The 16,387-nt window shown below is 71.9% G+C and carries 16 protein-coding genes; 15 read left to right on the top strand and 1 reads right to left on the bottom strand.

Annotation, left to right across the window (positions count from 1 at the left end; translation table 11 throughout):
• Positions 1 to 282 precede the first annotated feature (282 nt).
• Entirely contained in the window at positions 283 to 1,344 is a 1,062-nt protein-coding gene (locus ACSU6Z_RS05035; protein ID WP_437043250.1) for a LacI family DNA-binding transcriptional regulator, read from the bottom strand.
• Between the two features lie 67 nt (positions 1,345 to 1,411).
• Here ACSU6Z_RS05035 and ACSU6Z_RS05030 point away from each other — a divergent pair, with 67 nt between their 5' ends.
• The 15 genes from ACSU6Z_RS05030 (at position 1,412) to ACSU6Z_RS04960 (ending at position 16,382) form a co-directional block, all read left to right on the top strand.
• Positions 1,412 to 2,665 carry an MFS transporter gene (locus ACSU6Z_RS05030; protein ID WP_437043248.1) on the top strand — a complete coding sequence of 418 codons (1,254 nt, stop codon included), beginning with the start codon at positions 1,412 to 1,414 and terminating at the stop codon, positions 2,663 to 2,665.
• A gap of 9 nt (positions 2,666 to 2,674) precedes the next feature.
• Complete coding sequence (gene pafA / locus ACSU6Z_RS05025; RefSeq protein WP_437043246.1) at positions 2,675 to 4,036, top strand: Pup--protein ligase; 1,362 nt, start codon at positions 2,675 to 2,677, stop codon at positions 4,034 to 4,036.
• 133 nt (positions 4,037 to 4,169) lie between these two features.
• Positions 4,170 to 5,171, top strand: a complete 1,002-nt coding sequence (locus ACSU6Z_RS05020; protein ID WP_437043244.1) for an FKBP-type peptidyl-prolyl cis-trans isomerase — start codon at positions 4,170 to 4,172, stop codon at positions 5,169 to 5,171.
• A 60-nt stretch (positions 5,172 to 5,231) separates the two neighbouring features.
• On the top strand, positions 5,232 to 5,603 hold the full coding sequence (locus ACSU6Z_RS05015) for an FKBP-type peptidyl-prolyl cis-trans isomerase (RefSeq protein WP_437043242.1): 372 nt from the start codon (positions 5,232 to 5,234) through the stop codon (positions 5,601 to 5,603).
• A 178-nt stretch (positions 5,604 to 5,781) separates the two neighbouring features.
• Complete coding sequence (locus tag ACSU6Z_RS05010; RefSeq protein WP_437043240.1) at positions 5,782 to 6,759, top strand: helix-turn-helix transcriptional regulator; 978 nt, start codon at positions 5,782 to 5,784, stop codon at positions 6,757 to 6,759.
• A 16-nt stretch (positions 6,760 to 6,775) separates the two neighbouring features.
• A complete protein-coding gene (locus tag ACSU6Z_RS05005) occupies positions 6,776 to 7,876 on the top strand; it encodes a helix-turn-helix transcriptional regulator (protein WP_437043238.1) in 1,101 nt (366 codons plus the stop codon).
• A complete protein-coding gene (locus ACSU6Z_RS05000) occupies positions 7,873 to 8,166 on the top strand; it encodes a hypothetical protein (RefSeq protein WP_437043236.1) in 294 nt (97 codons plus the stop codon). The genes ACSU6Z_RS05005 and ACSU6Z_RS05000 overlap by 4 nt, the downstream gene beginning before the upstream one ends.
• An 88-nt stretch (positions 8,167 to 8,254) precedes the next feature.
• Positions 8,255 to 8,485 carry a hypothetical protein gene (locus ACSU6Z_RS04995; protein ID WP_437043234.1) on the top strand — a complete coding sequence of 77 codons (231 nt, stop codon included), beginning with the start codon at positions 8,255 to 8,257 and terminating at the stop codon, positions 8,483 to 8,485.
• 246 nt (positions 8,486 to 8,731) lie between these two features.
• Positions 8,732 to 9,016, top strand: coding sequence for a Sec-independent protein translocase subunit TatA (tatA, locus tag ACSU6Z_RS04990; RefSeq protein ID WP_358783490.1), 285 nt, complete (start codon positions 8,732 to 8,734; stop codon positions 9,014 to 9,016).
• 47 nt (positions 9,017 to 9,063) lie between these two features.
• Positions 9,064 to 10,008 carry a twin-arginine translocase subunit TatC gene (tatC, locus tag ACSU6Z_RS04985; protein WP_437043232.1) on the top strand — a complete coding sequence of 315 codons (945 nt, stop codon included), beginning with the start codon at positions 9,064 to 9,066 and terminating at the stop codon, positions 10,006 to 10,008.
• Positions 10,009 to 10,114: 106 nt separating this feature from the next.
• The gene (locus ACSU6Z_RS04980; RefSeq protein ID WP_437043230.1) at positions 10,115 to 12,967 is read left to right on the top strand and encodes a DEAD/DEAH box helicase; all 2,853 of its coding nucleotides are present in this window, start codon (positions 10,115 to 10,117) and stop codon (positions 12,965 to 12,967) included.
• A gap of 395 nt (positions 12,968 to 13,362) precedes the next feature.
• Complete coding sequence (locus ACSU6Z_RS04975; RefSeq protein ID WP_437043228.1) at positions 13,363 to 14,958, top strand: sensor histidine kinase; 1,596 nt, start codon at positions 13,363 to 13,365, stop codon at positions 14,956 to 14,958.
• Positions 14,955 to 15,362 (top strand): roadblock/LC7 domain-containing protein, encoded by a 408-nt coding sequence (locus tag ACSU6Z_RS04970; protein WP_358783486.1) that lies wholly within the window; start codon positions 14,955 to 14,957, stop codon positions 15,360 to 15,362. The genes ACSU6Z_RS04975 and ACSU6Z_RS04970 overlap by 4 nt, the downstream gene beginning before the upstream one ends.
• The gene (locus ACSU6Z_RS04965) at positions 15,359 to 15,781 is read left to right on the top strand and encodes a DUF742 domain-containing protein (RefSeq protein WP_437043226.1); all 423 of its coding nucleotides are present in this window, start codon (positions 15,359 to 15,361) and stop codon (positions 15,779 to 15,781) included. The genes ACSU6Z_RS04970 and ACSU6Z_RS04965 overlap by 4 nt, the downstream gene beginning before the upstream one ends.
• Entirely contained in the window at positions 15,762 to 16,382 is a 621-nt protein-coding gene (locus ACSU6Z_RS04960) for a GTP-binding protein (RefSeq protein ID WP_437043224.1), read from the top strand. Before ACSU6Z_RS04965 ends, ACSU6Z_RS04960 begins: the two co-directional genes overlap by 20 nt.
• Positions 16,383 to 16,387 lie beyond the last annotated feature (5 nt).

Genomic DNA, 16,387 nt, shown 5'->3' with positions numbered 1-16,387 from the left:
ACGTGCCGACCACCGCGGGCGAACACCCCCTCCGGCACATCGCTTTCCCCCTGGGCGGCCGCGGCTCCGCCCCGGTCGGGGCCGGCGGGTGCGACCGGTCGTCCGGGCGCGGGAAAGCCCTGCCCGTGCCGCGTGGTTCCCGTGCCCTCGGCGTCTGACCGGCCCGGGAGGTTCCCCTCGGGACGGCACACGGGTGACCGCTGTGGACGCCCCTGCCCGCAGGGGCCGGGAAGCGGCGCCCCGGTCGCTCGCCCCGGTGCCGGGCGACACGCGGGCGCCCGGTCAGCCCTCCCGCCTCGGCGGGGCCGTGGAGCCCCGCAGCACCAGACGCACCGGGATGTCGCCGGCCTCGGGGGAGCGGCCCTCCAAGACGGACAGGAGGGCGAGCATGCCCCGCTCCCCGAACAGTTCCGCGTCCAGGCGGACCGTGGTGAGCTCGGGATCGATCGCGGTGGCGAGCGCCAGGTCGTCCACGCCGGTGACGGAGATGTCGTCGGGAACGCGCAGCCCCAGGCGGCGGATCGCCTTGTAGGCGCCGGCCGCCAGTTGGTCGTCGTCGCAGACCACGGCGGTGGGACGGGGACCGGGGCGGCCGAGGGCGGTCTCCGCGGCGGTGCGGGCGCCCTCGATGGAGATGGGGGCGCGGACCGTGTCGAGCCGGGTGTCCGCGACGGCGGCCAGGCGCGTCGCCAGTTCCCGGGCGCGGACCTCGAAGGTCCAGGAGGCCACGTCCGCGGCGAGGTGGAGGAAGCGGCGGTGGCCGAGGGCGAGCAGATGACCGGTGGCCTGCCGGATGCCGTCCGCGATGTCCAGGTTGACCGTGGCGGCGCCCAGGCTGCCCTCGGGGTCGCTGTCCAGCATCACCAGCGGCAGCTGGTCGCCGCGGATGGCGGTGAGGGCGTCGGCGGCCATGGAGGAGGCGATGACGCCGTCCAGGGCGGCCTGCGCGGAGGCGAAGGGGTCGCGGGCGGGGCCGATGCCCTCGGGGGAGGGGTAGAGGACGACTCCGAAGCCGTGCTCGGCCGCGACTCGCGCGGCGCCCGTGTAGACGCCGGCGAAGAACTCCGTGGTCAGGGCCGGGACGACGAGGAGGACGGTGCGGGTGCGGCCCAGGCGCAGATTGCGCGCGGCGAGGTTGGGGCGGTAACCGAGGTCGTGCGCCGCCTCGCGGACGCGTTGCGCCGTGGTCTCCGACACGCGCCCGCGCCACTTGTCGCCCAGCACCAGGGAGACCGCTGCCTGGGAGACACCGGCGGCCTGCGCGACGTCCCGGCTGGTGGGGCGGGTACTGCCTCGTGCCACCGTCGGCCTGCTCTCTCGTCTGGACTGGCGAACAGCGGCCATGGTACGTATGAGCGAGGTAGTTATACGTAAAACCTCGCGTGTCGGCGGGGGGAAGGCGGGGCCGGTCATGGGGTACCTGGAGATCCTCCGGGCGAAGCATGCCACCCGGCTGCTCGTCGGCACGCTGGTGGGACGGTTGCCCAACGCCACCGCCGCCATCGCGATCGTGCTGTTCGTGCGGGCCGAGGGCGGCACGTACAGCCTCGCGGGGGCGCTGGCGGCGGTGTACGGCGTCGCCAACGCCGTGGGACAGCCGGTGCTGGGGCGGCTGGTGGACCTGTACGGACAGCCGCGGGTGCAACTGCCCGCCGCGGTACTGTCGGGGCTGGCCATGGGGGTCTTCGCCTTCGCCGGGGCCGGGGCGCTGCCGGTCGCCTACGCGGCGGTGGCGGCCGCCGGGCTGTTCACGCCGCCGCTGGAGGGCGGGCTGCGGGCCCTGTGGCCCAGCGTGCTGCGCAAGGAGGGGCAGGTGCACACGGCGTACGCCATGGACGCCGTGGCGCAGGAGGTGATGTTCACCGTCGGGCCGCTGCTCGTGACGCTGTGCGTGTCGCTGTGGTCGGCGCAGGTGGCGCTGCTGGTGCTGAACGCGGTGGGCGTCCTGGGCGCCCTGTCCGTGGTGGTGTCGCCGCCCTCACGCGCGTGGCGGTCGGCTCCGCGCGAGGCGCACTGGCTGGGCGCGCTGCGCTCGCCGGGGCTGCTGGCGCTGCTGGCCGCGTTCCTGTTCGTGGGCGGCGCCCTGGGGTCGATCACGGTGGCCGCCGTGTCGTACGCGGACGAGCACGGCGGTGACGCCGTGTACGGCTGGCTGATGGCAGCCCTGGGACTCGGGGCGCTGATCGGCGGCGCCGTCTACGGGGCCCGGCGGTGGGCCGGGGAGCCCGCCCGGCGGCTGACGGCGCTGGTGGCGCTTCTGGCAGTGTGCTACCTGCCGCTGCTGCTGATGCCGGGCCCGGTCGGCATGGTGTTGCTCACCGTGGTCGCGGGCGTCTTCCTCGCGCCGGCCATCGCCTGCGCGTTCGTCCTGGTCGACCGGCACGCGCCGCGGGGCACGGTCACGGAGGCGTTCTCCTGGCTGGTGACGACGTTCACCGTGGGCGCCTCGGTGGGCACGGGGCTGGCGGGGCCGGTCGTCGAGGCGGGCGGCACGGTGTGGGGGTTCGCCGTGCCGGGTATGGCGGGGGCGGCCTCCCTGCTGGTTCTGATCGCCACCGGGCGGGTACTGGCGGCTCCCGTGCCGACCGCGGTGATCGCGGCCGATTCGGAAAATGATCCGAACCGTGCTGTCGAACCCCGTTTCAGTTCGGGGGATCGGGCGTAATGTTCCCTCATGGACCGCCGCATTTTCGGGCTGGAGAACGAGTACGGCGTCACGTGCACGTTCAGGGGACAGCGCCGCCTGTCGCCTGACGAGGTGGCGCGGTACCTCTTCCGCCGTGTCGTGTCATGGGGCCGCAGCAGCAATGTCTTTCTGCGCAACGGAGCCCGCCTCTATCTCGACGTGGGGTCGCATCCGGAATACGCCACACCCGAATGTGACGACGTGATCGAACTCGTCACCCACGACAAGGCGGGCGAGCGCATTCTGGAAGGACTCCTGGTGGACGCGGAACGACGCCTGCACGAGGAGGGAATCGCGGGCGACGTCTACCTCTTCAAGAACAACACCGACTCGGCGGGCAACTCCTACGGCTGTCACGAGAACTACCTGGTGGCCCGGCACGGGGAGTTCTCGCGGCTCGCGGACATCCTCATCCCGTTCCTGGTGACCAGGCAGCTGCTCTGCGGCGCCGGCAAGGTCCTCCAGACGCCGCGCGGCGCCGTGTACTGCGTCAGCCAGCGCGCCGAGCACATCTGGGAGGGCGTCTCCTCGGCGACGACCCGCTCCCGGCCGATCATCAACACGCGCGACGAGCCGCACGCGGACGCCGAGCGCTACCGCCGCCTGCACGTCATCGTGGGCGACTCGAACATGTCCGAGACGACCACGCTGCTCAAGGTCGGCGCCACCGACCTGGTGCTGCGCATGATCGAGGCCGGCACGGTGATGCGCGACCTCACCCTGGAGAACCCCATCCGGGCGATCCGCGAGGTCAGCCACGACATCACCGGCCGCCGCAAGGTCCGGCTGGCGAGCGGGCGGGAGGCCTCCGCGCTGGAGGTGCAGCGGGAGTACTACGAGAAGGCCGTGGACTTCTGCGAGCGCCGGGGCATCCGCACCGGCACCGTCGAGCGGGTGCTGGAGCTGTGGGGCCGCACCCTGGACGCGATCGAGACCGAGGACCTCGACCGCATCGACACCGAGATCGACTGGGTCATGAAGTACAAGCTCATCGAGCGGTACCGGACCAAGCACAACATGACCATGTCGCATCCGCGGGTCGCCCAGATAGACCTCGCCTACCACGACATCCACCGCCGTCGTGGCCTGTACTACCTGCTGGAGAGGAAAGGCCAGGCCGCCCGGGTCTGCAACGACTTGAAGATCTTCGAGGGCAAGTCCGTTCCGCCGCAGACCACTCGGGCCCGGCTGCGCGGCGACTTCATCCGCCGGGCCCAGGAGCAGCGCCGGGACTTCACCGTCGACTGGGTCCACCTCAAGCTCAACGACCAGGCTCAGCGCACGGTGCTGTGCAAGGACCCGTTCCGTTCCGTGGACGACCGGGTGGAGAAACTGATCGCCGGCATGTGACGCTCCGCACCACCGCGCGAGGGAATGCCGGAACGCAACACGGGCGCCGTACGTTTACCGTGCGGCGCCCTTCTCACGCCGTAGAGTTGCGCGCACGCCATCCGCAGGATCGACCGATTACGAGGCCCCCACCGTGCGCCGACGCTCACTTCTCATCGCCGTACCCACCGGACTGGTCACGCTCGCCGCATGCGGTGACGACGAGTCCGGCACGAGCGAAACCGGTGACAGCGCGGCGCCCTCGGCACCGGCCACCTCCGCCGCGCCGACGCCGAAGATCGTCGACGGTCCGCTGCCGGCGATCACCGCGGGTACGGGGTTCGGGCAGAAGCCGACGATCGCCAAGGGGAGCGGCGAGCCGTCGAAGCAGCTCGCGGTGAAGACGGTCGTGGCCGGCGGCGGCAAGACGGTCGCGGAGAACGACTACGTCGTGGCGGACTACCTGGGCCAGATCTGGAGCACCGCGAAGGTCTTCGACAACTCCTACGACCGCAAGACCCCGCTGGCCGTCCAGCTCGCCCAGGGCACCATCATCGACGGCTGGCGGTACGCGCTCACCGGGAGGAAGACCGGCAGCCGGGTTCTGTTCTCGGTGCCGCCCACCTGGGGCTACGGCACGCAGGGCAACGAACGGGCGGGCATCGGGGGCGACGACACGCTGGTGTTCCTGGTCGACGTGAAGGACACGTTCGGCGCCAGGAGCTCCGCCAAGGGGACCGTGGTCGCCCAGGAGGACAAGGGCCTGCCCGAGGTCGGAACCAACACCGACGGCAAGGCGCCCTCCATCGAGGTCCCCAAGTCCGACGCCCCCGGGAAGCTCGTGGCGAACTACGTCATCGAGGGCGACGGCGCCGAGGTCGCCGCCGACGACAGCGTGCTCGTGCAGTACAAGGGCGTGCAGTGGGCGAACGGCAAGGAGTTCGACTCCACGTACGGGCGGGGGCAGCTGACGTCGTTCTCGCTGGAACAGGTCGTCAAGGGCTGGTCGCAGGGCCTGACCGGCAAGAAGGTCGGCAGCCGCGTCCTCATCGTCGTCCCGCCGGACCTGGGCTACGGCGACAACCCGCCGCAGGGCAGCGGCATCGGGAAGGGCGCCACACTGGTGTTCTCCGTGGACATCCTGGCGAAGATGTGATCCGCCGGGATGTAAGACTGGTCCCGTCGCCTTTCCGCAAGACGAGCAGGAGCTGAACACGTGAGCATCGACAAGCCCGAGATCGACTTCCCGGGCGGCGAGCCCCCGGCGGACCTCGAGATCAAGGACATCTGGGAGGGCGACGGCCCGGTGGCGCAGGCGGGCCAGACCGTCACCGTCCACTACGTGGGTGTCGCCTTCAGCACGGGCGAGGAGTTCGACGCCAGCTGGAACCGGGGCACCCCCTTCCGCTTCCCGCTCGGCGGGGGCCGCGTCATCAAGGGCTGGGACCTCGGCGTGCAGGGCATGAAGGTCGGCGGCCGTCGCCAGCTGACCATCCCGGCGCACCTCGCCTACGGCGACCAGAGCCCGACCCCCGCGATCAAGCCCGGCGAGACGCTGATCTTCGTGGTCGACCTGCTCGGGGTCTGATCACCGCAGGAACCGGCGTACGGTCGTGACGGTCCGCCGCGTCCCGCGTGCCGGATCCGACCGGAGCCGACCGCCTGGGGCCCATGCCTGTCCGGCATGGGCCCTCGGCTTTTGCCACGGCGCCGCGGAGCGGTACGGTCATCGGTCGGAAGCACCATAGGGAAGGCGAAGGGCGTCGATGGCCATTGCCAAGGCCGAGCGGCTGATGAATCTGGCGCTGTGTCTGCTCGGGACGCGGCGCCCGCTCAGCAAGCGCGAGCTGCGTGACTCCATCGAGGCCTACGTCGAGGCCTTCGGACCGGGGAAGGGCGCGGCGGGCTCGGACGACTCCTTCAACCGCATGTTCGAGCGGGACAAGGACGACCTGCGCGAGCTCGGACTGGTCATCGAGACCGTCGAGAGCGTCGACGGCGAGGTCGGCTACCTGGCCCGCCGGGACAGCAACCGCCTCCCGCCCATCACCCTCGACGCCGAGGAGGCCGCCGCACTGGGGCTGGCCGCCAAGGTGTGGCAGCAGGCGCGGCTCGCGGGCGCGGCCAGCGGCGCGCTGCAGAAGCTGCGCGCGGCCGGACTGCCCGAGGACGTCGACCCCTACGAGGCCCACGGCGCCCTCGAACCCCGCATCCCGGTGCACGAGGCCGCCTTCGAACCGCTGATGCTGGCCTGCCGGGACCGCCGCCCGGTCGTCTTCGACTACCGCAAGTCCAACGCCGCCCGCCCCGAGCAGCGGCACGTCGAGCCGTGGGCGCTGGAGTGCTGGCGGGGCCACTGGTACCTGGCCGGCTTCGACCGCGACCGCGGTGCCGAGCGGGTCTTCCGCCTCTCCCGGATCACCGGCAAGGTGCGCTCGCGGGGCGGCAGGTACACCGTCCCCGTGCCCGACGTGGTCACCGTCCGGGAGACCGTCGCGAGCTGGGCCGGGGAGACCGCCGACCGCTCCGCGCGGATCCGGCTGCGCTCGGGCGCCGGCTACCCGCTGCGGGCGAGGGCGACCGCGGTGCGGGAGCTCGGTGACGGCTGGGACGAGCTGGAGATCCCGTACGGGCACGGGCTGGACGCCTGGCTGGTGGAGTTCGGGCCCGACGTGGTGGTCCTGGAACCCGCCGAGCTGCGGGCCGACGTGGTGGACCGGCTGCGTGCCGTGGCCAAGGGCTGAGGAGGAGCGGACAAGCATGGCAGGCAAACCGGCCCGGCCCGTGAACGCCATCGACCAGACCCGGCGGATGCTGTCGCTGGTGACGTACCTCAAGGAACGTCCCGGCGCCCGGATCGCCGACGTCGCGCGCGCCTTCGGCATCTCCGAGGAGGAGCTGGTCTCCGATCTCGACGTACTGCCCATGTGCGGCACCAGCTTCCGCGGCGGCGACCTGCTCGACATCGACACCGACGGCGAGCGCATCTGGTGGCACAACCCCGCCGCCCTCGGGGCGGAGGCGGCCGAACCGCTGCGGCTGGCCGCCGACGAGGCCACCGCGCTGCTGGTCGCCGCGCGCGCCGTGGCCACCCTGCCCGGCCTGCGCGAGAGCGACCGGCAGGCGCTGCTGCGGGCGACGGCCAAGGTGGAGGCCGCGGCCGGGGAGGCGGCCGGGGCCAGCTCCCGGCTGTCGGTGACCTTCGAGTCCGAGGGCGGCGTCTTCGCCGACGTCGACCGGGCGATCTCCGAGCGGCGCCGCCTGTGGATCCGCTACTACTCGCCGGCCCGCGACGAGCTCACCGAACGCGAGATCGACCCGATCCGCCTGGTCAGCGTCGGCCACACCTACGTCGAGGCCTGGTGCCGCCGCTCCGAGGCGCGGCGGACCTTCCGGCTCGACCGGGTCGCCGAGATCAGGGTCCTCGACGCGCCGTCCGCGCCGCCGGAGACGGAGCTGCGGGATCTGTCGGAAGGGCTCGTGCAGCCCGCCGCCGAGGACCCCGAGGTCGTCGTCGAGGTCGGCCCGGGCGGGCGGTGGGTCGCCGAGTACTACCCGCACGACAGCGCGGAGGAGCTCGCGGACGGCGGGCTCCGGATCACCCTGCGCACCCCCGACCCGGCGTCGCTGCGGCGCCTGGCGCTGCGCCTGGGGCGCGACGGCCGGATCGTCTCGCCGCGCGAGCTCGCCGACAGCGCCCGCCGGGCGGCCCGCGAGGCGCTGGCGGCGTACGACGGCATCGAGGCGGGGGAAGCGGAGGAGGCCGCGGGGACCGGCGCGCCCCAGGCGGTGCCCTCGGGTCCGCGGGCGCACGGCGTGCCGGGTGACGGACACCACGACGGGCAGGAGCGAGGGCTTTGAGCGAGTCGGCGGGGCCGGGTGCGCGGGAGATGACGGCGGCGTCCGCGTTCGCCGGGATGAGGAGCGTCTCCCCGGTGGTGTTCCGGGCCGGCTGCCCCGACTGCCGGGGCCGCTTCGAGCTCGCCGCGAGCGCCCTGCGCCTCGCCATCGGCGCCACCCGCCGCACCACGTTCTACTCGTTCACCTGCCCCGGGTGCGGCGCCGCCGTCCGCAAGCCGGCGGGGGAGCGGATCGTGGAACTGCTCACGGGCGGCGGGGTCCGGACGCTGCGGCTGCACTCCACCGCTTAGGGGGCCCCGGCCCTCCGGCGCCCCCCGGCCGCTCGGAGCGCCCCGGCCGTTTAGGACGCTCCCGCCGCGACCGTCTAGGCTCGGTGTCATGTTCTGGCCGATGTTCGCGGTTGCCGTGGGATTCCTGGGTCTCGCCGTGCTGGCGGTGTTCGCCGTACGGGTGTTCGTGGAGGCGCGGCGGCTGGGCAGGCAGGTGACGGACGCGGCACGCCGGATCAACCGGGCCGCGGAGGATCTGGAACGCGCGGCGACCAGCGCGGCGACCAGCGCGGCCACGAGTGCGGCGGCCGGTGCGGCCCGCTGCGCGGACACGCTGTGAGTGACATATCGGACGCCTGTGAGATGCGTTTTCGGTTCGCTCCGTCTTGTCATGGCGCAGGTTCGGACAGGTACGCTGCTGAACGCGTCCGGAAAACGAGGCCCGGGCGCGGACAGGAGTACGCACGGGGATTGCCTCACGTTTACCCCTGAGCGTTACGATCGCCGCACAGCACGACCGACCGGACAAATGTCCGGCCGGTCGGACAGCGCCCCCCAGCCGCCTCGGTGAGAAGGTTAAAGACTTATGTTCGGTGGAAAGCTCGGAGCGCCCGAGATCATTCTCATTCTCGTCGTCATCCTCCTGCTGTTCGGCGCGAAGAAGCTTCCTGACATGGCACGGTCCCTGGGCAAGTCCGCGCGCATTCTCAAGAGCGAGGCCAAGGCGATGAAGGAGGACGGCAAGTCCTCCGCCCCGGCGGGTCCGCCGAACGGCGAGGAGACGCCCGCGCAGCGCACCATCCAGGCCGCCCCCGGCGACGTGACCAGCTCCCGCCCGGTCACCGAGCCGACGGACACGACCAAGCGCTGACGCAGGGCCGGTGACCTCCGGCCCGCCGCACGAGATGGGAACGTGGGTTGCTGAAGCCTGCCCGCAAGAAGGAGAAGGACCCCGAGGGGCGGATGCCTCTCGCGGAACACCTCCGTGAGCTCCGCAACCGGCTCGCGAAGGCGCTGCTGGCCATCGTCGTCGTCACGGTCGTCGCCGCCTTCTTCTACAACGACATCATCAACTTCTTCACCCGGCCGATCCTCGACTCCGTCGGCTGCACCAAGACGTTCGAGGAACTGGCCGAGGCGTCCCACGACCAGTGCGCGAGGATCACGGTCAACGGCCTGCTGACACCCTTCACACTCGCGTTGAAGGTCTCCCTGATGGCCGGTGTCGTCCTGGCCTCGCCGGTCTGGCTGTACCAGCTGTGGGCGTTCGTCGCGCCGGGCCTGCACCGGCACGAGAAGAAGTACGCCTATGCGTTCGTGGGCACGGGCGTCCCGCTCTTCCTCGGCGGCGCCTTCTTCGCTTACCACCTGCTGCCCACCACCGCGCAGGTGCTGCTGGAGTTCACGCCGGTCGGCGTCGACAACCTGCTGCCGCTGGACGACCTGCTCGACCTCGTCACGCGCATGGTGGTCGTCTTCGGCCTCTCCTTCGAACTGCCGCTGCTGCTGATCATGCTGAATCTCACCGGGGTGCTCAGCGGCAAGCGCATGCTCGGCTGGTGGCGCGCGATGATCATGGGCATCACGCTGTTCGCCGCCATCGCCACGCCGAGCACGGACCCGGTGTCCATGCTCGGGCTGGCCGGTCCGATCTGGGTCCTGTACTTCGTCGCGGTCGCCTTCTCGCTGCTGAACGACCGCCGCAGGGCTCGCCGCGAGGCGCTCGGACCCGCCGACGACGAGGCGTCCGAGCTGGACCTCACGCCCGAGGACATCGGCGAGATCGAGCCCGTCGCCACCAGCCCGGCCCTGCCCGAGCAGGCGACCAGGGACCGGGTCGAGGGGTACGACGACGTGACCTGAGGCCGTGGGGCGGGGCACGGACGCCCCGCCCGGCCGGCCCCGAGGCCGGCCGGTGAGCCGTCCGCCGGAGCCCTGGGGGCGCTGGGGCTCCGGGACGGATCCCTTAATGATCGTCGTGTTGTCGGTGGTGCCCGGTACGCTCGAAAGTACGATGACAGAGGATCTCTCACCGGCCGAGCGGTACGCGGCGGCCCGCAGGCGCGCTGCCGAGCAGGCCACCGCGCTCGCCTCCTTCCGCGAGATGTACGACTTCGGCCTCGACCCGTTCCAGATAGAGGCCTGCCGGGCCCTGGAGGCGGGCAAGGGCGTGCTGGTCGCCGCGCCCACCGGCTCCGGCAAGACGATCGTGGGCGAGTTCGCCGTCCACCTCGCCCTCCGGCAGGGCAAGAAGTGCTTCTACACGACCCCCATCAAGGCGCTGTCGAACCAGAAGTACGCCGATCTGTGCCGCCGCTACGGCGCCGGCAAGGTGGGCCTGCTCACCGGCGACAACAGCGTGAACTCCGACGCCCCGGTGATCGTGATGACCACCGAGGTGCTGCGGAACATGCTGTACGCGGGCTCCCAGACCCTCCTCGGCCTCGGCTACGTGGTCATGGACGAGGTGCACTACCTCTCCGACCGCTTCCGGGGCGCCGTGTGGGAAGAGGTGATCATCCACCTTCCCGAGTCCGTGACCCTGGTCTCGCTGTCGGCGACCGTCTCCAACGCCGAGGAGTTCGGCGACTGGCTCGACACCGTCCGCGGTGACACCGAGGTGATCGTCTCCGAGCACCGGCCCGTGCCGCTGTTCCAGCACGTGCTCGCCGGCCGCCGGATGTACGACCTGTTCGAGGAGGGCGAGGGCCACCGGAAGGCCGTCAACCCCGACCTGATGCGGATGGCGCGGATGGAGGCGAGCCGCCCGTCCTACCCGGACCGGCGGCGCGGCCGGGCCATGCGCGAGGCCGACCGGGAGCGGGAGCGCAGGCAGCGCTCGCGGGTGTGGACGCCGAGCCGGCCCGAGGTCATCGAACGGCTCGACGCCGAGGGGCTGCTGCCCGCGATCACCTTCATCTTCAGCCGCGCCGCCTGCGAGGCCGCCGTCCAGCAGTGCCTGTACGCGGGCCTGCGGCTCAACGACGAGGACGCGCGGGAACGGGTCCGCGCCCTGGTCGAGGAGCGCACCTCCTCCATCCCGGCCGAGGACCTGCACGTCCTCGGCTACTACGAGTGGCTGGAGGGCCTGGAGCGCGGCATCGCCGCCCACCACGCGGGCATGCTGCCGACCTTCAAGGAGGTCGTCGAGGAGCTGTTCGTGCGCGGCCTGGTCAAGGCCGTCTTCGCCACCGAGACCCTCGCCCTCGGCATCAACATGCCGGCCCGCTCGGTGGTGCTGGAGAAGCTCGTCAAGTGGAACGGCGAGCAGCACGCCGACATCACCCCCGGCGAGTTCACGCAGCTCACCGGCCGGGCGGGCCGCCGCGGCATCGATGTCGAGGGGCACGCCGTGGTGCTGTGGCAGCGCGGCATGAACCCCGAGCACCTGGCCGGGCTCGCGGGCACGCGCACGTATCCGCTGCGCTCCAGCTTCAAACCGTCCTACAACATGGCGGTCAACCTGGTGGAGCAGTTCGGCCGGCACCGCTCGCGCGAGCTGCTGGAGACGTCGTTCGCGCAGTTCCAGGCCGACAAGTCGGTCGTCGGGATCTCCCGGCAGGTGCAGCGCAACGAGGAGGGGCTGGAGGGCTACAAGGCCTCCATGACCTGCCACCTCGGCGACTTCGAGGAGTACGCGCGGCTGCGCCGCGAGCTGAAGGACCGCGAGACCGAGCTGGCCCGGCAGGGCGCCGCCCAGCGGCGGGCCGAGGCGGCCGTCGCGCTGGAGAGGCTCAAGCCCGGTGACGTCATCCACGTGCCCACGGGCAAGTACGCGGGCCTGGCGCTGGTCCTGGACCCGGGCCTGCCCGCGGGCCGCACCAACGGCCACCGCGCCCTGGAGTACCAGGACGGCCCGCGCCCGCTGGTGCTGACCGCCGAGCGGCAGGTCAAGCGGCTGGCGTCGATCGACTTCCCGGTGCCCGTCGAGCCGCTGGAGCGGATGCGGATCCCCAAGTCCTTCAACCCGCGCTCGCCGCAGTCCCGCCGCGACCTCGCCTCCGCGCTGCGCACCAAGGCCGGGCACATCGAGCCGGAGCGGCACCGCAAGCGGCGCTCCCAGGCGGTCGACGACCGGGAGATCGCCCGGCTGCGCAAGGCGCTGCGCGCCCATCCCTGCCACGGGTGCAGCGACCGCGAGGACCACGCGCGCTGGGCGGAGCGGTACTACCGGCTGCTGCGCGACACCTCGCAGCTGGAGCGCCGTATCGAGGGCCGGACGAACACCATCGCCCGCACCTTCGACCGGATCGTGGCGCTGCTGACGGAACTGGACTACCTGCGCGCCGACGAGGTCACCGAGCACGGCAAGCGGCTCGCGCGGCTGTACGGCGAACTGGACCTGCTCGCCAGCGAGTGCCTGCGCGAGGGCGTGTGGGAAGGGCTCGCCCCGGCCGAACTGGCCGCCTGCGTTTCGGCACTGGTGTTCGAGGCCAGGGTCGCCGACGACGCGATGGCGCCGAAGCTGCCCTCGGGGAAGGCGAAGGCCGCGCTCGGCGAGATGGTGCGGATCTGGGGCCGTCTCGACGCCCTGGAGGAGGAGTTCCGGATCAGCCAGAGCGAGGGGGTGGGCCAGCGCGAGCCCGACCTCGGGTTCGCCTGGGCCGCGTACATGTGGGCGTCCGGCAAGGGCCTGGACGAGGTGCTGCGGGAGGCGGAGATGCCGGCCGGCGACTTCGTGCGCTGGTGCAAGCAGGTGATCGACGTCCTCGGCCAGATCGCGGCCGCCGCGCCCGCCGAGGGCTCCACGGTGCCGAGGAACGCGCGCAAGGCCGTCGACGGGCTGCTGCGCGGCGTGGTGGCCTACTCCTCGGTGGGATAGCGCCCCGCCCCTTTCGAGCGACCCCTCGCGGGGCCGGACCGGTCAGCCGGTCCGGCCCCGTTTCGCGTGCCGGGCCGGCCGACCGGCCACGGAGCAGACTCCCCGTTCACTCGGCCCGGGGAGCGATTTCCGTGTGCCCGTTTGCGCTGACGAAGCGTGTTCGATCGATGGCTTTACGTGTAAATAAGCCGAGCGTACTCCCGTACCGGTGCCCGTTTCAGGGGGATGCCGAATATGACACGGCGATGATCCGGTCGGACTAAGCTCGCCCGCAGCGCGCCGAGTTGAGGTGAATTCGCGCGTTTGTTCCCAATGTGCGGAAGATCCAGGCAACCTCATGACATACCCCCCTGCAAGCTTCCCCATCCCAGCCGATTCGTTCTCAGAGGGCCTACATGGTGAGTGTCGATTCCCCTCCCGGCCGCCGCGGACTTCCCGCCGCGACGCTGCTGTTGCTGCCCGCCATACTGATGGCCGCGGCGACCGGGGCCGCCACCGCGCTGGTGACGGAGCCGGCCCGGATCGCCGTCGGCGGGTGCGGTGCCGTCGCCACGCTCCTCGTGGCCGCGACGGCCGCCGAAGCGGTACGCCGTGGCCGCGTCGTACGCGCCCTGCGCGCGGAGCACGCCCGTGAGACCGCCCGCCTGGAACGACGGATCGCCACCCAGGAGGAGGAGGTGGCCCGCCTGGGCGGCGAGATCCTGCCCACCGCGCTGCGCTACATGCGCCGGGGGCAGACCCCCCGGGAGACGATGCTGAACCTCACGGCCATCGATCCCTCCTACGGACAGCTCGGCGAGCCGCAGCGGCGCCTGTTGCGGATCATGCTGGAGATCATCGACCGCGAGGACACCCTGCGTGACTCGACCGAGCGCTCCTTCGTCAGCATCGCCCGCCGGGTCCAGGCGATCGTCCACCAGCAGGCCAGCGAACTGCGCGAGATGGAGGAGGACCACGGCCGCAACCCCGAGGTCTTCGACGACCTGCTGCGCATCGACCACGGCAACGCGCTGATCGGCCGCCTGGCCGACTCCATCTCCGTCCTCGGCGGCGGCCGGCCGGGCCGTCAGTGGCCCGAGCCGGTCGCGCTGTACAGCGTGCTGCGCGGCGCCATGTCCCGGATCCTGGAGTACCGCCGCATCCACCTGGCCTCCATCGCCAAGGTCAACGTCAAGGGCACCGCGGTCGAGCCGATCATCCACGCCGCCGCCGAACTCCTCGACAACGCCACCCGTTACTCCCCGCCCAACACCAAGGTGCACGTCACCGCGACCGAGGTGCAGACCGGCGTGGCCATCGAGATCGAGGACGCCGGCGTCAGCCTCAGCGAGGAGGCCCGCGCCCGGATCGAGGGCATGCTGGAGCGCGCCAAGGCCGGTGCCGACCTCCAGGACCTCGGGGACAGCCCGCGCCTGGGCCTGTCCGTCGTCGGCCGGCTCTGCACGGCCTTCGACATGCAGGTCTCGCTGCGCGCCTCCGCCTACGGCGGCGTCCGCGCCATCCTCGTCGTACCGAGCCGGATGCTCACCGAAGAGCCCGGTGTCGGACTCGCCCACGGCATCGGCGCCGTCTCGGTGCCCACGCGAGGACCCGACGAACTGGAGGGTCCCAAGCGCCCGCCGAAGAAGCGCCGCCCCACCAACCCCCGCATCCCGGCCACGGTCTCCCTGGAGGACGACCTCCCCGTCGTCACCGAGTGGACCGCCGGCGGCCTGCCGCAGCGCCGCAGCCGGGTCAGGACCCCGCTCAGCCGGCGGATCGCCGAACAGGCCGCCGCCGAGCGGGAGGAGGCCGAACGCGCGGCCCGCAACGGCGCGTGGTCCACGTCCCGGCCCGAGCCCGGACCGGCCGCCGAGGAGGAGCCCCCGCCGGGGCTGTGGGTCGAGGCCTTCTGGGAGGGCCTGAAAGGCGATCCGGACCCGAACGCGTTCACCCAGCCGCCCAACGAGCCGGCCCACACTCCGGCCGATGACGAGGGAGACCCCAAGTGATCCAGCAGCGAGGCAACTTCGACTGGATGCTCAAGCAGCTCTACGACGGTGTCCCCGGCATCGAGATGATCGTGGTGCTCTCCGCGGACGGGCTGCGCATCGCCCGCTACGCCGGAGACCCCGACGCCGCCGACCGCGTCGCCGCCGCCTGCGCGGGCCTGCAGAGCCTGGCGGGCGCCGTCGCCCAGGAGATCCCGGACAGCGACGGCCGGATGAAACTGGTCATCATCGAGATCGACGGCGGCTACTTCTACCTGATGGCCGCGGGCCCCAACGCCTATCTGGCGGTGCTCTCCGACGTCGTCTGCGAGCCCGGGCGGATGAGCAACAGCATGCGCGACCTGGTCGCCCGCATCGGACCCCACCTGACCAGCCCGGCCCGGCACGACGGGCAGACCGTATGACGCCTCCGCGACGCCGGCGGCGACTCCCCGGATCCCAGCCGCCCACCCGGCCCTCCGCACCGGACGCACCACCGCAGGAGGGCGAGAAGAAGAACCCCGAACGGCTGTACGTGATCGGCGGTGGGGACGCCGACGGCGAACGCGCCGAACTCGACCTCGTGACGCTGATCGTGGCGCGCGCCGACGACCCGCCGGCCTCCGCCACCCCGGAGCAGGCCGCCGTCCTGCGGCTGTGCACCGCCCCGCTGTCCGTGGCGGAGCTGTCGGCCTACCTGAACCTGCCGTTCAGCGTGGTGACCGTCCTGCTCACCGAGCTGCTGACGATGGGCCTGGTGCAGGCGCGTGCCCCGATCGTCCGCCAGAAGGTCGCCGACCGATCCCTCCTCGAAGCGGTGATGCATGGACTTCAAAAGCTCTGACCGGATCCCCGGCCCACGGACGGAGGACCGGCTGCCGCACACGGCCGAATCCGCCGTGAAGATCATCGTCGCGGGCGGCTTCGGGGTCGGCAAGACCACGATGGTCGGCTCCGTCAGCGAGATCAGGCCACTGACCACCGAGGAGACCATGACGCAGGCCGGCGTCGGGGTCGACGACGACTTCGGCTCCCCGTCCAAGACGGCCACCACCGTGGCCATGGACTTCGGCCGCATCAGCATCACCGACCAACTGGTGCTCTACCTCTTCGGCACACCCGGCCAGGAACGCTTCTGGTTCCTGTGGAACGGCCTGTTCGAGGGGGCGCTCGGCGCGGTGGTGCTGGTCGACACCCGCCGGCTGGAGGTCAGCTTCGACGTCATGGGACGGCTGGAGGAACGCGGCGTGCCGTTCGTGGTCGCCGTCAACTCCTTCCCGGACGCGCCCCGTCACCCCCTGCCGGAGCTGCGCACGGCGCTCGACCTGCCCGAGGAGATCCCGATCGTGGAGTGCGACGTGCGCCGCCGGGCCTCCAGCCGGGACGTCCTGATGACCCTGATGCGCTTCCTGCACTCGCTCTCCCTGACGGGCGCGCCCGCCTGACTCCG

The organism is Streptomyces sp. enrichment culture (assembly GCF_964273145.1).
Taxonomy (GTDB): domain Bacteria; phylum Actinomycetota; class Actinomycetes; order Streptomycetales; family Streptomycetaceae; genus Streptomyces.
The sequence above is the reverse complement of the archived record's forward strand: the minus strand, read 5'-3'. Positions and strand labels throughout refer to the sequence as shown.

What these genes read in the sequence shown, in the direction of transcription:
- ACSU6Z_RS05035 (WP_437043250.1), bottom strand. Translation starts at nt 1,344, where the DNA reads ATGGCCGCTGTTCGCCAGTCCAGACGAGAGAGCAGGCCGACGGTGGCA.
- ACSU6Z_RS05030 (WP_437043248.1), top strand. Translation starts at nt 1,412, where the DNA reads ATGGGGTACCTGGAGATCCTCCGGGCGAAGCATGCCACCCGGCTGCTC.
- pafA (WP_437043246.1), top strand. Translation starts at nt 2,675, where the DNA reads ATGGACCGCCGCATTTTCGGGCTGGAGAACGAGTACGGCGTCACGTGC.
- ACSU6Z_RS05010 (WP_437043240.1), top strand. Translation starts at nt 5,782, where the DNA reads ATGGCCATTGCCAAGGCCGAGCGGCTGATGAATCTGGCGCTGTGTCTG.
- ACSU6Z_RS05005 (WP_437043238.1), top strand. Translation starts at nt 6,776, where the DNA reads ATGGCAGGCAAACCGGCCCGGCCCGTGAACGCCATCGACCAGACCCGG.
- ACSU6Z_RS04995 (WP_437043234.1), top strand. Translation starts at nt 8,255, where the DNA reads ATGTTCTGGCCGATGTTCGCGGTTGCCGTGGGATTCCTGGGTCTCGCC.
- tatA (WP_358783490.1), top strand. Translation starts at nt 8,732, where the DNA reads ATGTTCGGTGGAAAGCTCGGAGCGCCCGAGATCATTCTCATTCTCGTC.
- ACSU6Z_RS04980 (WP_437043230.1), top strand. Translation starts at nt 10,115, where the DNA reads ATGATCGTCGTGTTGTCGGTGGTGCCCGGTACGCTCGAAAGTACGATG.
- ACSU6Z_RS04975 (WP_437043228.1), top strand. Translation starts at nt 13,363, where the DNA reads ATGGTGAGTGTCGATTCCCCTCCCGGCCGCCGCGGACTTCCCGCCGCG.
- ACSU6Z_RS04965 (WP_437043226.1), top strand. Translation starts at nt 15,359, where the DNA reads ATGACGCCTCCGCGACGCCGGCGGCGACTCCCCGGATCCCAGCCGCCC.
- ACSU6Z_RS04960 (WP_437043224.1), top strand. Translation starts at nt 15,762, where the DNA reads ATGGACTTCAAAAGCTCTGACCGGATCCCCGGCCCACGGACGGAGGAC.